Origin of the sequence: Microbacterium sp. 71-36 (assembly GCF_001898305.1) — a bacterium.
Taxonomy (GTDB): domain Bacteria; phylum Actinomycetota; class Actinomycetes; order Actinomycetales; family Microbacteriaceae; genus Microbacterium.
Genome location: NZ_MKTP01000006.1, coordinates 107,535 through 124,316, shown reverse-complemented (window position 1 = coordinate 124,316; position 16,782 = coordinate 107,535). Strand labels below are relative to the sequence as shown.

The 16,782-nt window shown below is 69.6% G+C and carries 15 protein-coding genes; 6 read left to right on the top strand and 9 right to left on the bottom strand.

Annotation, left to right across the window (positions count from 1 at the left end; all coding sequences use genetic code 11):
• Positions 1 to 13: 13 nt before the first annotated feature.
• The 6 genes from BGO45_RS14690 to BGO45_RS14665 form a co-directional block, all read right to left on the bottom strand.
• Positions 14 to 1,228 carry an MFS transporter gene (locus BGO45_RS14690; RefSeq protein WP_292695520.1) on the bottom strand — a complete coding sequence of 405 codons (1,215 nt, stop codon included), beginning with the start codon at positions 1,226 to 1,228 and terminating at the stop codon, positions 14 to 16.
• Positions 1,229 to 1,524: 296 nt separating this feature from the next.
• The gene (guaA, locus tag BGO45_RS14685; protein WP_292695518.1) at positions 1,525 to 3,105 is read right to left on the bottom strand and encodes a glutamine-hydrolyzing GMP synthase; all 1,581 of its coding nucleotides are present in this window, start codon (positions 3,103 to 3,105) and stop codon (positions 1,525 to 1,527) included.
• Positions 3,102 to 3,623: a DUF3817 domain-containing protein gene (locus BGO45_RS14680; protein WP_292695515.1), complete on the bottom strand. Its 522-nt coding sequence runs from the start codon at positions 3,621 to 3,623 to the stop codon at positions 3,102 to 3,104. Before BGO45_RS14680 ends, guaA begins: the two co-directional genes overlap by 4 nt.
• A gap of 10 nt (positions 3,624 to 3,633) precedes the next feature.
• Positions 3,634 to 4,503 (bottom strand): SURF1 family protein, encoded by an 870-nt coding sequence (locus BGO45_RS14675; protein ID WP_292695512.1) that lies wholly within the window; start codon positions 4,501 to 4,503, stop codon positions 3,634 to 3,636.
• Between the two features lie 13 nt (positions 4,504 to 4,516).
• Positions 4,517 to 5,632, bottom strand: coding sequence for a GuaB3 family IMP dehydrogenase-related protein (locus tag BGO45_RS14670; RefSeq protein WP_292695600.1), 1,116 nt, complete (start codon positions 5,630 to 5,632; stop codon positions 4,517 to 4,519).
• Positions 5,633 to 5,678: 46 nt separating this feature from the next.
• Entirely contained in the window at positions 5,679 to 6,293 is a 615-nt protein-coding gene (locus BGO45_RS14665; RefSeq protein WP_292695509.1) for a TetR/AcrR family transcriptional regulator, read from the bottom strand.
• Positions 6,294 to 6,364: 71 nt separating this feature from the next.
• On the opposite strand from BGO45_RS14665, the gene BGO45_RS14660 reads away from it, so the two are divergent.
• Positions 6,365 to 7,795: a DHA2 family efflux MFS transporter permease subunit gene (locus BGO45_RS14660; RefSeq protein WP_292695506.1), complete on the top strand. Its 1,431-nt coding sequence runs from the start codon at positions 6,365 to 6,367 to the stop codon at positions 7,793 to 7,795.
• Between the two features lie 32 nt (positions 7,796 to 7,827).
• On the opposite strand, the gene BGO45_RS14655 is transcribed toward BGO45_RS14660, so the two are convergent.
• Positions 7,828 to 8,511, bottom strand: coding sequence for a TMEM175 family protein (locus tag BGO45_RS14655; RefSeq protein ID WP_292695503.1), 684 nt, complete (start codon positions 8,509 to 8,511; stop codon positions 7,828 to 7,830).
• A 72-nt stretch (positions 8,512 to 8,583) separates the two neighbouring features.
• The gene (gene guaB, locus BGO45_RS14650) at positions 8,584 to 10,086 is read right to left on the bottom strand and encodes an IMP dehydrogenase (protein ID WP_292695499.1); all 1,503 of its coding nucleotides are present in this window, start codon (positions 10,084 to 10,086) and stop codon (positions 8,584 to 8,586) included.
• A 342-nt stretch (positions 10,087 to 10,428) separates the two neighbouring features.
• On the opposite strand from guaB, the gene BGO45_RS14645 reads away from it, so the two are divergent.
• Genes BGO45_RS14645 through BGO45_RS14625 form a run of 5 tightly spaced genes read left to right on the top strand, consistent with a single transcriptional unit; the run spans position 10,429 to position 15,217 of the window.
• Complete coding sequence (locus BGO45_RS14645) at positions 10,429 to 11,688, top strand: branched-chain amino acid ABC transporter permease (RefSeq protein WP_292695496.1); 1,260 nt, start codon at positions 10,429 to 10,431, stop codon at positions 11,686 to 11,688.
• An 11-nt stretch (positions 11,689 to 11,699) separates the two neighbouring features.
• A complete protein-coding gene (locus BGO45_RS14640) occupies positions 11,700 to 12,680 on the top strand; it encodes a branched-chain amino acid ABC transporter permease (protein ID WP_292695494.1) in 981 nt (326 codons plus the stop codon).
• Positions 12,673 to 13,605: an ABC transporter ATP-binding protein gene (locus BGO45_RS14635; RefSeq protein WP_292695491.1), complete on the top strand. Its 933-nt coding sequence runs from the start codon at positions 12,673 to 12,675 to the stop codon at positions 13,603 to 13,605. Before BGO45_RS14640 ends, BGO45_RS14635 begins: the two co-directional genes overlap by 8 nt.
• Positions 13,605 to 14,381 (top strand): ABC transporter ATP-binding protein, encoded by a 777-nt coding sequence (locus tag BGO45_RS14630; protein ID WP_292695488.1) that lies wholly within the window; start codon positions 13,605 to 13,607, stop codon positions 14,379 to 14,381. The genes BGO45_RS14635 and BGO45_RS14630 overlap by 1 nt, the downstream gene beginning before the upstream one ends.
• A 35-nt stretch (positions 14,382 to 14,416) precedes the next feature.
• A complete protein-coding gene (locus BGO45_RS14625; protein ID WP_292695485.1) occupies positions 14,417 to 15,217 on the top strand; it encodes a hypothetical protein in 801 nt (266 codons plus the stop codon).
• A 205-nt stretch (positions 15,218 to 15,422) separates the two neighbouring features.
• Here the strand turns inward: BGO45_RS14625 and BGO45_RS14620 are convergent, their stop codons facing one another.
• Positions 15,423 to 16,703 (bottom strand): ABC transporter substrate-binding protein, encoded by a 1,281-nt coding sequence (locus tag BGO45_RS14620; RefSeq protein WP_292695483.1) that lies wholly within the window; start codon positions 16,701 to 16,703, stop codon positions 15,423 to 15,425.
• Positions 16,704 to 16,782 lie beyond the last annotated feature (79 nt).

The following is a 16,782-nucleotide window of genomic DNA, read 5'->3' as shown; positions in this document are numbered from 1 at the left end:
CCACGTCGCTGTTTCACGATGATCGAAGGGATGCCATCCTCGGTCGAGCCGACAAGAGGGCTTCGCCGATCACGCCGAGCACGAGGATCGCCACGCAGCTCACCGCCATCACGGTGAACCCGAGCACCGGCCCCGCGGCATCCAGTCCCACGCCCGCGATCGTCGACCCGAGCGGGATGCCGGCCCCGACGCCCAGCGACGGGTACGCCAGGAGTTCCGTGACGCGGTCCCGATCCGCGCGTGACTCGACGAGTGCGAAGCCCGCCACGAGCACCGGCCCGATCAGAGCCCCGACCGCCGCAGCGACCGCCAGCGCGACGAGGCTGTCGGCGACGAACGGCAACGCCAGGCCGGCGACGGCGAGGAGCACGCTGCTGCCCAGCCAGCGGGCGCGCAGTGAGGCCCGGTGGCGCAGGGCTCCGTAGACGAGCGCACCCGCGGTGTTGCCGAGAGCGAGTGATGCCATCATCAGCCCCGCCAGCCACGGGGAGCCGAACCGGTCGGCCCAGGCGATGCTCGTGACGTCGAACGACCCGAACATGCCGCCGACCCCGATCCACGCGACCGTCACGGGGAGGATGCCGAGCGGGGGCAGCAGGCGAGGCCGAGGACCGGTGAGGACGGCGCGGGGCGGCTGAGATCCGCGCAGGAGACCGAGCCACAGGAGTCCGATCGCACCCACCACCACGATCGCGGCGATGCCGACCTGCGGCGCGGCGGCCGCCGCGATCAGCGTCAGCACCGGCGGCGCGATGACGAAGACGCTCTCATCGGCGATCGATTCGAGGGCGAAGGCGCTGTGCCGCCGCTCGGGCGAGACCAGGGCGCTCCACCGCGCACGGACGGCGGGGCCCACATCGACCGAGACGGCTCCCGCTACCACCGCGAGCACGAACCACGTCGCGACGGGCATCTCGGCGAGCACCGCGCCCACGAGCACGGTGCTCGCGAGCGACAGCGTGAAGGCGGCGAGCAGCAGCACAGGCTGCTGTCCACGGCGGTCCATGAGTCGGGACCACAGCGGGCCTGCGAGCGCCATGCCGACGACGAACGCCGCACCCACCCCGCCGGCGAGCGCGAAACTCCCCGTCGCGGTCTGAACGAGGAGCACGATGCCGAGATTGAGCGTTCCCCGCGGGAAGCGGGCGACCCACCCCGCAAGCGTGAACCACGGGGCACCCGTCGCACGCAGCACGTCGCGGTAGCCGGAGAAGTCGATACGGGTCACGGGAGACCTGTGCCGTTCTGGCCGGACGAACCCGGGAGATTCCCGAGGGCTGATCGCCGACGCCGTCAGCCTACCCGCATCTCATACGCCTCAGCGGACCGACAGAGCGTCGACACCGACGGACGACGAAGGGGCATCCCCCTACCTCGCCGCTGACGACAGAGCGCCCCCGCCGACGTCCGGCGGAGGGGTGTCGTCTTCCGGTCGATCGGGGTAGGGGCCCTGTTCTCGATCGGAAGACGACACCCCGGAGCCGGAACGACGGCGGGGGCGCGGGAGCCGGTGTCAGACCCGGCTCACTCCCATTCGATCGTCCCCGGCGGCTTCGACGTCACGTCGAGCACGACGCGGTTGACTTCGCGTACCTCGTTGGTGATGCGGTTGCTGATCTTCGACAGCACGTCGTAGGGCAGACGCGTCCAGTCGGCGGTCATGGCGTCTTCGCTGGAGACGGGACGCAGCACGATCGGGTGACCGTAGGTGCGGCCGTCGCCCTGCACGCCCACCGAGCGCACGTCGGCGAGCAGCACGACGGGGCACTGCCAGATCTCGCCGTCGAGCCCGGCCTTGGTCAGCTCGGCGCGGGCGATGGCGTCGGCGTCACGCAGGATCTCGAGACGGTCAGCGGTGACCTCGCCCACGATGCGGATGCCAAGACCCGGCCCCGGAAAGGGCTGGCGGCCGACGATCGCTTCGGGCAGGCCGAGCTCGCGGCCGATGGCGCGCACCTCGTCCTTGAAGAGGGTGCGCAGCGGCTCGACGAGCTCGAACTGCAGGTCTTCCGGCAGGCCGCCGACGTTGTGGTGCGACTTGATGTTCGCGGTGCCGGTGCCCCCGCCCGACTCGACGACGTCGGGGTAGAGCGTCCCCTGCACGAGGAAGCGGATCGGCTCGCCGTCGGCCTTCGCCTCGGCGACGAGGTCGGCCTGCACCTTCTCGAACGCACGGATGAACTCGCGCCCGATGATCTTGCGCTTCTCCTCCGGGTCGCTGACGCCGGCGAGGGCGTTCAGGAACGTCTCGCGCGCGTCGACCGTGATGAGACGCACGCCGGTGGAGGCGACGTAGTCGTTCTCGACCTGCTCGCGCTCGCCCTTGCGGAGGAGCCCGTGGTCGACGAACACGGCGACGAGCTGGTCGCCGACGGCCTCGTGCACGAGCGCCGTCGACACGGCGGAGTCGACGCCGCCCGAGAGGGCCGACAGCACGCGGCCGGTGCCGACCTGCTCGCGGATGCGGGCGACCTGCTCGGCGATCACGTTGCCGCTGTTCCAGTCGGCCGGGAGCCCGGCGGCCTTGTGCAGGAAGTTCTCGATGACCCGCTGGCCGTGGTCGGTGTGCTTCACCTCGGGGTGCCACTGCACCCCGTAGAAGCGGCGGGCGTCGTTCGCGAATGCGGCGACGGGCGTGTGCGCGGTGCGGGCGAGGACCTCGAACCCCTCGGGGGCGCGGGACACCTGATCGCCGTGACTCATCCAGACGTTCTGCTCGACGGGCTGCCCCTCGAGGAGAGTGCCTTCGGTGACGACCGTGGCATCCGTCGCGCCGTACTCACGCAGCCCGGTGTTCGCGACCTCGCCACCGAGGGCCTGCGCCATGACCTGGAAGCCGTAACAGATGCCGAGCGTGGGCACGTCGAGCTCGAACACGCGCTCGTCCAGGCGCGGAGCGCCGTCTTCGTACACCGACGACGGACCACCGGAGAGGATGATGCCCACCGGGTTCTTCGCGGCGATCTCGTCGGCGGTCGCGGTGTGCGGCACGATCTCGCTGTAGACACCGGCTTCGCGGACGCGGCGGGCGATCAGCTGCGCGTACTGGGCGCCGAAGTCGACGACGAGGACGGGACGCTGCGACGTTTCGGTCTGTTCGGTCACCGGGGTCCTTCCGGGGCGGGGACGGGAGCGGATGCCTCGGCGGCTTCGCGCTCGGAGAGGTAGGCGCGCACGCTGCGGGCGGTGCGCACCTCGAGGATGAAGGAGAGGAAGGGCACGACGCCGCCGAGGGCGAGGAACACGAAGCGGCGGAACGGCCAGCGCATGAGGCTCCACACGCGGAAGCACGAGAACAGGTACACGACGTAGAACCAGCCGTGGACCACCAGGATCGCGAGCGAGATGTTCAGACCGTCGCCGGTCGAGAGGATCTCGCAGCCGCTGCCCCCCGGGACGAACAGCGAGAACCACTGGCATCCGGGACCGGGGATGGCGTCAGCGAACCACAGGAAGCCACCGGATCCGCCCAGGAACAGCTCCTTGTGGATGGGCGTGTACTTCACGATCATCTCGGCCACCAGCAACAGCAGGCCGGTACCGGTGATGATCGAGCAGATCTGGTAGAACTTCAGGGCTCCGCGGATCGCCGGGAACGAGGCGAGCTTCGGGGCGCGGGGCATGGATGCCAGTCTAGTCGCGGGATTCCGCGGAACCTGCCGCGAGAGCCTCGGACTGCTCGTCCTCGAGATCTTCCACTTCCTTCTCCCACGCGTCGCGGGCGAGCCGGTACCAGAGGTACAGCGCGAAGCCGGCGAAGATCGCCCACTCCGCCGCGTAGAAGATGTTCAGCCAGTTGACGTGCGAGCGCTCGTCGGGAGCCGGGGAGTCGATGGCATCCAGGGGTCCGATCGCGGACTGCGAGGCGAGGTAGGGCCGGTAGACCGAGACGCCGTCGATGTCGTGCCAGCGTCCCAGCAGTACCGCCGGGGACATCCGCGTCATGGTCTGCGGGTCGACCCCCGAGGGTGCGCGCCCCGGACCCTCGTCCGCGATCAGTCGCCCGGTGAGGGTGACGACCGCGTCGGGATCGGCCTGGACCTGGGCCCGGAGGGCGTCGACGGCGTCCTGCGCCGACGCGGCATCGCGCGTCCAGCCCGCGGCGACCGCGATCGAGGTGGGCGTGGCCACCCCGTCGAGCCGCAGTTGGCCCGTGACCCAGTACCCCTCGACGTCGTCGTTGTATCGCGAGGACACGATGAGGAAGTCGTCGGCGATCCACCGCCCGCTCGCCTCGACCCGCTGCCCGACGAGGGGTTCGGGCAGGTACGCGCCGGGCTGGGCGACGTCGGCGAGCGGTCGGACGACCTCGGTCTGGCCGGGCGCGGGGGGCGCGGAGTCGATGGCTCGGCCGAGCTGCCACTGCCCCAGCCACGCCAGGACCCCCGCCACCACGAGCGAGAACGCCAGGAGCGCCAGCCAGCGCGGACGCAGCATGACCTCGCGCAGCGTCGGCGCGAAGACCTGTCGGGGCTCCTGCTCGAGGGCGGTGGGAGAGGTCACACGGTCTCCGAGATCAGTGTCCGTAGGGCGCGACGACGACCTCGACGCGCTGGAACTCCTTGAGGTCGGAGTACCCGGTCGTGGCCATCGACTTCTTCAGCGCGCCGACGAGGTTGGCGGTGCCGTCGGCCACCGGGGCCGGGCCGTAGAGGATCTGCTCGAGCGGACCCACGCGATCGACCGCGACGCGGTGGCCGCGCGGCAGCTTGGGGTGGTGCGCCTCGGGGCCCCAGTGGAAACCGCGGCCCGGGGCATCCGTGGCCCGCGCGAGCGCGACGCCCAGCATGACCGCGTCGGCCCCCATCGCGAGCGCCTTGACGATGTCGCCCGAGGTTCCGACCCCGCCGTCGGCGATCACGTGCACGTAGCGTCCCCCCGACTCGTCGAGGTAGTCGCGACGCGCACCGGCGACGTCGGCGACCGCCGTGGCCATCGGGGCGTGGAGGCCGAGGGTCGCGCGCGTCGTGGACGCGGCTCCGCCACCGAAGCCGACCAGCACACCCGCGGCGCCCGTGCGCATGAGGTGGAGGGCGGCGGTGTAGGTGGCCGCCCCGCCGACGATCACCGGGACGTCGAGGTCGTAGATGAACTTCTTGAGGTTCAGCGGTTCGGCCACGCTCGAGACGTGCTCGGCGGACACGGTCGTCCCGCGGATGACGAAGAGGTCGACGCCCGCGGCGACGACGGTCTCATACAGGTCGTGGGTGCGCTGCGGCGTCAGGGCGCCGGCGACGGTGACGCCCGCCGCACGGACCTCGGCGAGGCGATCGCGCACGAGTTCGGGCTTGATGGGCTCGGAGTACAGCTCCTGCATGCGCCGCGTCGCCTCGGAGTCGGGGAGGCCCGCGATCTCGGCCAGCAGCGGTTCGGGATCGTCGTAGCGCGTCCACAGCCCCTCGAGGTCGAGGACGCCGAGACCGCCGAGGCGGCCGAGCTCGATCGCGGTGCGGGGGCTCACGACGGAGTCCATCGGCGCACCCAGCACCGGGATCTCGAAGGGGAAGGCGTCGATGGTCCACGCCGTCGACACGTCTTCCGGGTTGCGCGTGCGGCGCGACGGCACGACGGCGATGTCGTCGAAGGTGTAGGCGCGGCGGGCACGCTTCGCGCGGCCGAGATCGATCTCCATGGTCACTCCCCCAGCCTACCCGCCTGCATTTTGCCGACCGGCGTGCTCACCAGGGTTCGTCCGCGCGGGGCGCCATCGAGAGCACCCGCACCTTGTCGGTCGGGAAGCAGGCGTCGAAGAGCTCGTGCACACGCGGGTCGGTGTCGTAGTCGTCGGCGAGACGCAGACCGAACATCGAGTTGATCATCATGCCCTGGGCGAGGAACGCCTGAGCGGACTGGACGTCGAATCCGACGTCGCGCAAGAACTCCCACACGCGCGCGAAGCCGTCACGGGCACGCGGTCCGATGACCGGGTGGGCGCCGAGCAGGAACGCGTGCGACAGGGTCTGATGCAGGCCCCGCACCTGCAGGAGACCGATGTAGGCGTGGCCGACGCGTTCCGGCAGCTCGTCCGGGGCCGCGCCCTCGGCAGCCGCGGTGAACGCGGCCAGCAGACGGTCCAGTGCATCATCGAGCGCTGCAACGAAGAGATTCTCCTTCGTGCCGAACAGGCGGACGACGTACGGCTGGGAGATGCCCGCCGCGCGGGCCACGTCGTCGGTCGTGGTGCCCACGTATCCCTTGGCCCCGAACACGGCGAGCGCGGCGGCCAGGATCTGCGCCCGCCGCTCCTCCGAGCTCATTCGGCGCGCGGGCGCGGAGTCTGTCGGTGACGGCATGTTGACAGGTTATCAGTCGATTACTACAGTGACCTCAGATTTGTTATCAGTCGATTACAACAAGGAGCCTCGTGAACACTCTCCCTCGGTCGCGCCCGTTCGTCTGGGTCGTGATCGCCGCCTCCCTGCCGATGTTCATGGCCACCCTCGACAACCTCGTCATGACCAACGCCCTCCCCGTTCTGCACCGCGAGCTCGGGGCGAGCATCGAGGAGCTGCAGTGGTTCGTCAACGCGTACACGCTCGCCTTCGCGAGCCTCATCCTCATCGCCTCCGCCCTCGGTGACCGCTTCGGACGGCGCACGGCGTTCGTCGTCGGCATCGTCGCCTTCGGGGTGGGGTCCGTGCTCGCGGCGCTGAGCGTCGACCCCGCCCAATTGATCGCGGCACGGGCGGTCCAGGGGCTCGGCGCGGCGGGCGTCATGCCGCTGTCTCTCGCCCTCCTCAGCGGCGCCGTCGCCCCGGAGCGTCGACCTCTCGCCATCGGCATCTGGGGAGGCATCTCCGGTCTCGGCGTCGCGGTCGGACCGCTCGTGGGCGGCGCGGTCATGGAGGGGTGGAACTGGCAGGCGATCTTCTGGCTCAACGTGCCCGTCGCCGTCCTCGCGATCCCGCTCGCCCTATGGGCCCTGCCCAACGCGTTCGGTGACCGCGCGCGCATCGATGTCGTGGGAGCCGTCCTGGCCGGAGGCGGCGTACTCGCCCTGGTGCACGCGATCGTCCGCGGCAACGACGACGGATGGGACTCGGCATCCGTCGTGGGAGAGCTCGCGCTCGGCTCCCTCCTCGTGATGGCGTTCGTGGGCTGGCAGCTGCGGACCCGCTCCCCCCTCGTGCCGCTGCGGTTGTTCCGCGATCGGTCCTTCTCGGTCACGAACGTGGTCGGCTTCGCCTTCAGCTTCGGGACGTTCGGAGCGGTGTTCCTCCTCATCCAGTTCCTGCAGGTGGTGCAGGGGTCGACCCCGTTCGAAGCGGCGTTGCAGACGACGCCGTGGACCCTCGCTCCGATGGTCGTCGCGCCGCTCGCCGGCATCTTCGCGCCGCGGGTCGGGACTCGTCCGCTCCTGATCGTCGGGCTGCTGCTGCAGGCCATCGCGCTGGGATGGATCGCTCTCACCATGTCGGCCGAAGTCGAGTACGCCGCACTCGTTCCGCCGTTCATCTTCGCGGGAGTGGGCATGGGACTCGTGTTCGCCCCGTCGGCGACGGCGTTGCTCGCCACACTCGACGTCGTCGACCACGCCAAGGCGTCGGGCGTCAACTCCACCGTTCGCGAGATCGGGCTGGCGCTCGGGACCGCCGTCATGACGGCGATCTTCGTCGGCGCCGGCGGACAGCTGGTGCCGGATCTCTACGTGGATGCCGCCCGCCCCGCGATCTTCGTCGGCTCGGCGGTGCTGCTGGTCGCCGCGGGCCTCGCCCTCCTCCTGCCCGCCGGCCGCTCGCCGCGCTCGGCGGCCGAGGGGGACGCGGCACCCGCCGAGCAGTCCTTGGCCCGCTGACGCCGACCCGCGCGCGGCGGACGCGCGTCGGCTCAGTCCGCCCCGTCCGACGCCCCCGGTCCCGCCGGGGGCGTCGAGCGCGCGGTGGCAGGATCAGTCGGCGCGTCCGCCCCACGAAGCAACCGGGTCAACGGCCCGTCCAAGAGGAACAGCAGGAAACCGCCCGACCCCACGAGAGGACTCGCCGCGACCGCGAGCCCGCTGAGGATGACGGCGCTCAAGGCCGCGCGCCCGAGGCGGCGCGCGTCATCGCGCGTGAGATCGGGGATCGCACCCGACCGCAGCGCCCAGGTCCACTGCAACCAGCCGACGAGGATCGCGAGGAAGAAGTTCACCGGCAGCAGGACGCGTCCGAGCAGGTACTCGGAGTAGTCCGTGTCCAGTGACGTCGTGAACGGGACGAGGACGACCAGCAGGAGCCGCAGGTTGTTGATCCACATACCCGCGTTGTCGATCCGGACGATCCATTCGAACTGGCGCACGTGCGTCATCCACATGATGCAGAGCACCAGGAAGCTGATGACGAACGAGAACAGCGGGTGGAGCATCTTCAGCAGGCCGTCCGCGAGATCGGCGTTCGACCGCACCTCGCCCAGCGACTGCGACGTGAGGTCCAGCACCAGCAGCGTCGCCGCGATGGCGAAGACGCCGTCGGTGTACGCCTCGGTCCGTCGCGCCGAGACGGTGACGCTCGGGGGCCGCGTTCGCCGGATCATGCGCACAGCGTAGACCCGCCCACGAACGCCGCGAGGGCCGGGCGATCACTCGCCCGGCCCTCGCGAGGACGCCTACTTCTTGTAGTTCGGCGCCTCGACGACGATCTGGACGTCGTGCGGATGCGACTCCTTCAGGCCGGCGGAGGTGATGCGCACGAACCGCCCCTTGGCCTTGAGTTCCTCGACGGTGCGGGCCCCCACGTAGAACATCGACTGACGCAGGCCGCCGATGAGCTGGTAAGCCACGGCGGCGACGGGCCCGCGGTAGGGGACCTGACCCTCGATGCCTTCGGGGATCAGCTTGTCGTCGCTGGGGACGTCGGCCTGGAAGTAGCGGTCCTTCGAGTACGACGTCTTCTTCCCGCGGGTCTGCAGCGCGCCCAGCGAGCCCATGCCGCGGTACTGCTTGAACTGCTTTCCCCCCTGGAAGACGATCTCGCCCGGCGACTCGTCGGTACCCGCGAGGAGCGATCCGAGCATCACGGTGTCGGCACCGGCGACCAGCGCCTTGGCGATGTCACCCGAGTACTGCAGACCGCCGTCGGCGATCACGGGCACGCCGGCGGGGATCGCGGCCTGTGCGGCTTCGTAGATGGCGGTGACCTGGGGCACGCCGACTCCGGCGACCACGCGGGTGGTGCAGATCGAACCCGGGCCGACGCCGACCTTCACGGCATCCACTCCCGCGTCGATGAGCGCCTGGGCGCCCTCGCGCGTGGCGACGTTGCCGCCGATCACGTCCACGTGCGCGAACGACGCGTCGGCCTTGAGGCGACGGACGATGTCGATGACGCCGGCGGACTGCCCGTTGGCGGTGTCGACCACGAGGACGTCGACACCCGCGTCGCGCAGGGCCTCGGCCCGCTGCCACGCGTCGCCGAAGAAGCCGATCGCCGCGCCGACGCGGAGGCGACCCTGCTCGTCCTTGGTCGCGAGCGGATACTTCTCGCTCTTGTCGAAGTCCTTGATGGTGATAAGGCCGGCGAGCTTTCCGTCCTCGTCCACCAGCGGCAGCTTCTCGACGCGGTGCTTGGCGAAGGTCGCGATGACGTCGTTCGCGTGGATGCCGACGGGCCCGGTAATCAGGCCCTCCTTCGTCATCACGTCCCTGACGAGGGTCGTCTGACGCTCGAAGCCCGAGACGAAACGCATGTCGCGGTTGGTGATGATGCCCACGAGGACGCCGTCCGGGTCGATGACCGGCAGGCCGGAGATGCGGTACTGCGCGCACATCGCGTCGACCTCGGCGACCGTGGCATCCGGGGTGGTGGTGATCGGGTTCGAGACCATGCCGGACTCGCTGCGCTTGACCTGGTCGACGATCGCCGCCTGGTCCTCGATCGAGAGGTTGCGGTGCACGATGCCGATTCCGCCCTGGCGGGCGATCGCGATGGCCATCCGGGCCTCGGTCACGGTGTCCATCGCGGACGACAGCAGGGGGGTGGCGACGGTGATACGACGGGTGAGCCGCGACGACGTGTCGGCCTCGCTCGGGATGACGTCCGTGTGCCCCGGCAGAAGCAGGACGTCGTCATAGGTCAGTCCGATGAAACCGAAGGGGTCGTGCTGCTCCATGGATCCTCCTGCGCGCGCGGCGCCTGTTCGAAAAAGGACGACGTCGGCCGGTGCGCGCGAGGCGCTCCGCCATGAATTCTAAGCGCCGCGGGGTGCGGAATCATTCCCGAGTCCCGGACCCGGCGGACGAGGTCGTCACGACACGGTTCGCTAACGGCGTCGGACCGAAACACGAACGACACATTACGCTCGTAGCGTCGATCGTCGAAGCTGACGAAACGACCTCGTCAGCGCTGCCGAACTGGAGACTCCGTGGGTCATTCCTCCCCCACCGCGACACGATCGCGCATACTTCCCCGCCCAGCCGTCCTCCTCGTCTCGCTCCTGGCGAGCGCGGTCGCCGTGCTGAGTCTGTTCCTGGCCTCACCGGCTCATGCGCAGACGACACCGGCCCCGACCCCGGCGGCGACGCCCGGCGCGGTCGACGTCGCGACGCAGTTCACGATCGGCGGGATCATCCGCGCCGGAGACGAACCCGTCGAGGGCGTCGAGATCACGGTCGAGGGCTCCGGATTCTCCGAGGTGGGCACCACGGGTGCGGACGGGCGCTGGTCGGTCGCCGTCCCGGGCCCCGGACAGTACACCGCGAAGCTCAACGTCGACTCGCTGCCCGACGGCGTCGCCCCGCGCGACCCGTCCAACATCACGCGCGACGTGACCGTGGGCACCACGAACACCGTGAACGTCCTGTTCCCCACGGGTGAGGGCACCGCGGCGACGGGGTCGATCTGGGAGACCCTGTTCTCCCGCTTCATCTACGGTCTGAACTTCGGCCTGCTGCTCGCGCTCGCCGCGATCGGGATCTCGCTGATCTTCGGCACGACGGGCGTCAACAACTTCGCGCACGGTGAGATGCTCACGTTCGGCGCGATCATCTTCTACGTGTTCACCTCTCTCGGGTGGAACCTACTGCTGGCCGTGCTCCTCACGGTGGCGCTCTCGGCCGCGCTCGGCTGGACACAGGATGCCGTGCTGTTCAAACCCCTCCGGAAGCGCGGAGTCGGCTTGGTCCAAGTGCTCATCGTGACGATCGGCCTCTCGATCGTCCTGCGCTACCTGTACCTCTACTTCTTCGACGGCGGCACGCGGAACATCGACACCGGGATCACCGACAACGTCACGATCGGCCCCGTGACGATCACCCTCACGTCGCTGATCAGCATGGGCGTGAGCGTGGTCATGCTCGCCGCGGTCGCCTACTTCCTCACCCGCACCCGCATCGGCAAGGCGACGCGAGCGGTCAGCGACAACGCCTCGCTCGCCGCGGCATCCGGAATCAACGTCGACCGCGTCATCCGCATCGTCTGGGTGCTCGCGGGCGCGCTCACCGGCCTCTCGGGCGTGCTCTACGGCCTCTACCGCGGAGTCACCTGGGACATGGGCTTCGCGATCCTGCTGCTGCTGTTCGCCGCGGTGACCCTCGGCGGTCTCGGCAGCGCTTTCGGCGCCCTGGTGGGGTCGCTCATCATCGGCATCATCACGGAACTGTCCACCATCGTCATCCCGCCCGACCTCCGGTACGCGGTGGCGTTGATCGTGCTCATCGGCGTGCTGCTGTTCCGGCCGCAAGGTGTGCTCGGTCGTAAAGAGCGGATCGGCTGAGGAAGAACGACATGGACTGGCTCTCAATCTTCAACAACGCCGCCGGCGAGCTCATCAGCCCGACCACGGCCGCCTACGCCCTGGCCGCGATCGGCCTGAGCGTCCACTTCGGCTACGCGGGCCTGCTCAACTTCGGACAGGCCGGCTTCATGGCCGTCGGCGCCTACGCCTTCGCGATCGCCACACTGTCGTTCTCGGCCCCCGTGTGGCTGGCGATCCTCGTCGCGATCGTCGCCTCGGTGCTGTTCGCCTTCATCCTCGGCATCCCGACGCTACGGCTCCGCGCCGACTACCTCGCCATCGTCACCATCGCGGCGGCCGAGATCGTGCGCTACGTCGTCTCGACCGTCGGCCTCACCGACATCACGGGCGGCTCGCAGGGCCTGAACGGCTACAACCGCGAGTTCCAGAACATGAACCCGCTCCCCGGCGGCACCTACGGCATCGGGCCCTGGACCTACTCGGCCAACGACTGGTGGGTGCGCCTGTTCGGGTGGGGTCTCGTGATCCTCGCCACGCTCCTGGTGTGGCTCCTGATGCGCAGCCCGTGGGGCCGCGTGGTCAAGGGCATCCGCGAAGACGAGGACGCCGTGCGCAGCCTCGGCAAGAACGTCTACTCCTACAAGATGCAGGCGCTCGTGCTCGGTGGTGTCATGGGCGGTCTCGCGGGCGTGGTGTTCATCCTCCCCCGCGCCGTGCAGCCCGGTAACTACGGAACGGCGCTGACGTTCTTCATCTGGACCGCTCTGCTGCTCGGCGGCGCCGCGACCCTCCTCGGCCCCATCGTGGGCGCCGCGCTCTTCTGGGTGCTGCTGTCGCTGTCCAACGGCATCATCGTCGGGCTCCGTGACGTCGGCGTCCTCGGCTTCATGAGCTCCACCCAGACCGGGCAGGTGCGCTTCATCATCGTCGGGATCGGGCTGATGCTCCTGGTCATCTTCCGACCACAGGGCATCTTCGGCAACAAGAAGGAGCTGTCGTTCAATGTCTGACACGACCGTCACCCACGCCCTGGTGAAGGGCGAGGTCGGCCCCGGCTGCGAGAAGGTCGACCCGATCGTCGTCGCCGACGGAGTCACGCGGCAGTTCGGCGGCCTCAAGGCCGTCGACGTCGAGCACCTCGAGATCCCGCGCGGGCAGATCACCGCTCTGATCGGGCCGAACGGCGCCGGCAAGACGACGCTGTTCAACCTGCTCACCGGCTTCGACAAGCCGAACACCGGCCGCTGGAGCTTCGAGGGGTCCAACCTCGCGGGCGTCCCCGCGTTCAAGGTGTCGCGAAAGGGCATGGTCCGCACGTTCCAGCTGACCAAGTCGCTCGGCCGTCTGTCCGTGCTGCAGAACATGCTCCTCGGCGCTCGCGGGCAGAAGGGCGAGAACATCTTCCGGGCCATGATCCCCGGGATCTGGCGCTCGCAGGAGCGCGCGAACACGGAGCGGGCCGACGATCTCCTGCGCCGGTTCAAGCTGGATGCCAAGCGCGAGGACTTCGCCGCGTCGCTGTCCGGCGGCCAGCGCAAGCTCCTCGAGATGGCGCGCGCGCTGATGAGCGACCCGACCCTCGTCATGCTCGACGAGCCGATGGCCGGTGTGAACCCGGCCCTGACGCAGAGTCTGCTCGGGCACATCCTCGACCTGAAGAAGGAAGGCATGACGGTGCTCTTCGTCGAGCACGACATGCACATGGTCCGCCACATCTCGGACTGGGTCGTCGTGATGGCCGAGGGCCGCGTCGTCGCCGAAGGTCCGCCCGAGACGGTGATGAGCGACCAGGCCGTCATCGACGCCTATCTCGGCGCGCACCACGACACCGACCTGGGCGACATGACGACGTCGCAGATGGAGACCATCCAGGCCGAGGCCGCCGCCGAAGCCGAAGCCGACCTCGTCGCCGACGAGAAGGACGGAAAGCTCTGATGACCGACACCGCCACCCGCACCGCGGTGCTGCGCACCGACGACCTCGTCGCCGGCTACCTCCCCGGCGTGAACATCCTCAACGGCTGCACCGTGGACGCCTACCAGGGCGACCTGATCGGCATCATCGGCCCCAACGGCGCCGGCAAGTCGACGCTGCTGAAGGCCATCTTCGGACAGGTGAAGATCCGCGGCGGAGCCGTGCTGCTCAACGGCGAGGACATCACCTCGCTCAAGGCCGACAAGCTCGTCGGCAAGGGCGTCGGCATGGTTCCGCAGAACAACAACGTCTTCCCGAGCCTGTCGATCGAGGAGAACCTGCAGATGGGGCTCTTCCAGCGTCCCAAGGTCTTCGCGGAGCGCTTCGAGTTCGTCACGGGCCTGTTCCCCGAACTGGCCAAGCGTCGCCGTCAGCGCGCGGGTTCGCTCTCCGGCGGTGAGCGACAGATGGTCGCGATGGGTCGCGCGTTGATGATGGACCCGTCGGTGCTGCTGCTCGACGAGCCCTCTGCCGGGCTCTCGCCCGTGCGCCAGGACGAGACCTTCCTCCGCGTCGCCGAGATCAACCGCGCGGGCGTGACGATTATCATGGTCGAACAGAACGCCCGCCGCTGCCTGCAGATCTGCCACCGGGCCTACGTGCTCGACCAGGGCAAGGACGCGTATACGGGCACCGGACGCGAACTGCTGACCGACCCCCGGGTCATCGAGCTGTACCTCGGCACGCTGGCCGCCGACGAGGACGCCAAGCGCGACGCACGGGAGACCGAAGCCTGATCCGCGCGCGTCCCGCGGGGGCGACGCTCACTCTGGTGGGCGTCGCCCTCGCGGGATGCTCCGCGAGTCCTCCGCCCGTCGTCCCCCCGGGGCTGACCGTGGCGGTCGTGCAGCAGCGCGGCGACATCGCCCCGGGGCGGGTGCAGCTCCGGGTCGACAACGGTTCGGGTGAGGCCGTGACGATCGCAGCCGCGACACTGACGGCACCGGCGCTGGCTTCCCCCGCCGCGTGGGATGCCCGCCGCACGGAGACGCTCGCGCCCGGCCGCATCGTGGATCTTCCGGTGATGCTCCCCGCCCTGCGCTGCCGGCCGGGCGACGGGGCGATCCGCGTGACCCTCGAGACGACGATCGGCGGCATCTCGGGTACGTCCGAGCTCGACGCCGACGACCCGCTCGGCATCCTCGCCCGCCTGAGCGCGGCACAGTGCGACCGCGACGATCTCGCGGCCGTGGCGGAGGTCGCGGCCACGGCCGCGTCGCCGCGCGGGGACGGGACGGCCGACCTGACGATCTCGATCACGCCGACGGGCGGAGACGGCGAGCCGATCGAACTCGAGGCGATGCGGGGCACCCCGCTGCTGCACTTCGCCGAGGGGGAGGAAGCGGTGCTCGCCACGACCGTCTCCCCCGGCGATGCCCCCTCGACCCTGACGGTCGCCGTGACGCCGCGCCGGTGCGACCCCCACGCGATCGCCGAGGACAAGGTCGGCACGCTCTTCGACCTCGTCGCCCGCGTCGACGGCCGGGAGGTGGTGGTCTCGCTGCCCCGCCCGCAGGCGGTGGCCGACGACCTGCTCGCCTTCACCGCAGCCGCCTGCGGCCTGGCGCCCTGACACCTTGGCGCCCTGACGCCGAGCCCCCGTCGCCGCGCCGCCCTACCGGGCACGGCCGCGTGCGTAGCGTCGAGACTGCATCCGGCCGACATCTCCCCCGCAGCGTGCAGTGGGTTCGTCGATCAGATGCAGTCTCGCGCCACGGTGGTCGCACGAAGAAGGGCCCGGATGCCATGGCATCCGGGCCCTTCCCGATCAGCTCAGGTCACTCGTTGAGCGAACCGAACTCGGTGTTCAGCAGGGTGTACTTGTTGTCGGCACCGTACTGGTAGATGCCGATGTACGCCTCGGTCGGGTCACCGTTCTCGTCGAAGGTGATCGGGCCCGAGACACCGTCGTAGTCGATGTCCTTGCCGTCGTTGATGAGCTTCAGGCAGTCCGCGAACGTCGTGCACTTCTCGCCGCCCTCGGAGACCGACTGCAGGTTGTCACGGATGGCGGTGCCCGAGTCGTCCTTGGCCTGCGCCGCGGCCAGGGCCGCGAGGATGACCGCGTCGTACGACTCCGGTGCGTAGCTGAAGTCGGTCAACGAGGGGTCGACCTCCTTCAGGCGCGCCTGGAAGGTCGTGTCGGCCGGGTTGCCGGGCAGCGTGCCCTTGGCACCCTGCAGGGTGCCGGGCTGGAACTCGTACGAGTTCGACAGGTTGCCGTCGACGAAGTAGACCTTCGAACCCGGGAAGCCCTGCGTGTTCACCAGCTGCGGGATGATCGAGGAGGTCTCCTCGAACGCGATCACGGCGATGGCGTCGGGCTTGGCGGCCAGGAGCTGGTCGACCTGCGACGTGAACACCGTGTCACCCGGGTTGTAGGGAACCGCGACCGAGACCTCGCCGCCGGCGGCCTCGATGGCCTTGGTGGCGTTGTCCTTCAGACCGGTGCCGTACGGGTCGTTGATGTAGATGATGCCGACGTTGGCGGCACCGTCGCCGACCATGAGGTTACCGAGCACGCGACCCTGGAGGACATCCGAGGGGGCGGTGCGCCAGTAGTACCCGTCGTCGGCGTACGTCGTGAAGTCGGGCGACGTGTTGGCCGGCGAGATCTGGACGATGCCCGCGTTGACCAGCTGGTCGACGAACGTGAAGGACACACCCGAGGACGCGGCACCGATGACGACGTCGGCACCGGCGCTGACGAGCTCCGTCGCCGACTGCGTGGCGATGTCGGTCGTCGTGTCACCCGAGTCGCGCTCGGTGAGCGTGGTCTTGAACGGGAACGCGTCGCCCGTGGCCTCGATGTCCTTGATCGCGAGCTTCACGCCGGCGACCTCGGGCGGGCCGAGGAAGGCGAGGTTACCGGTGGCGGGAAGGATCGTGCCGACGCTGAAGGTACCGTCGGCCTTGGACACGGCGCCTCCGCCGGACGATGCGCTGGGGGCGGCGGCGTCGCCGCCACCGGCGCAACCGGCGAGGACGAGCGCGCTGGCACCGACCAGGGCGAGACCGCCCAGGACCTTGCCGGCACGCGAACGCGTGAAGACGCTCATAGTGCTCCTTGCTGTGGATGAACGTTCGACGACACAGGGGTGCCGTCTGGTGTCCTAAACCTAATCGCCCCCACGTTTT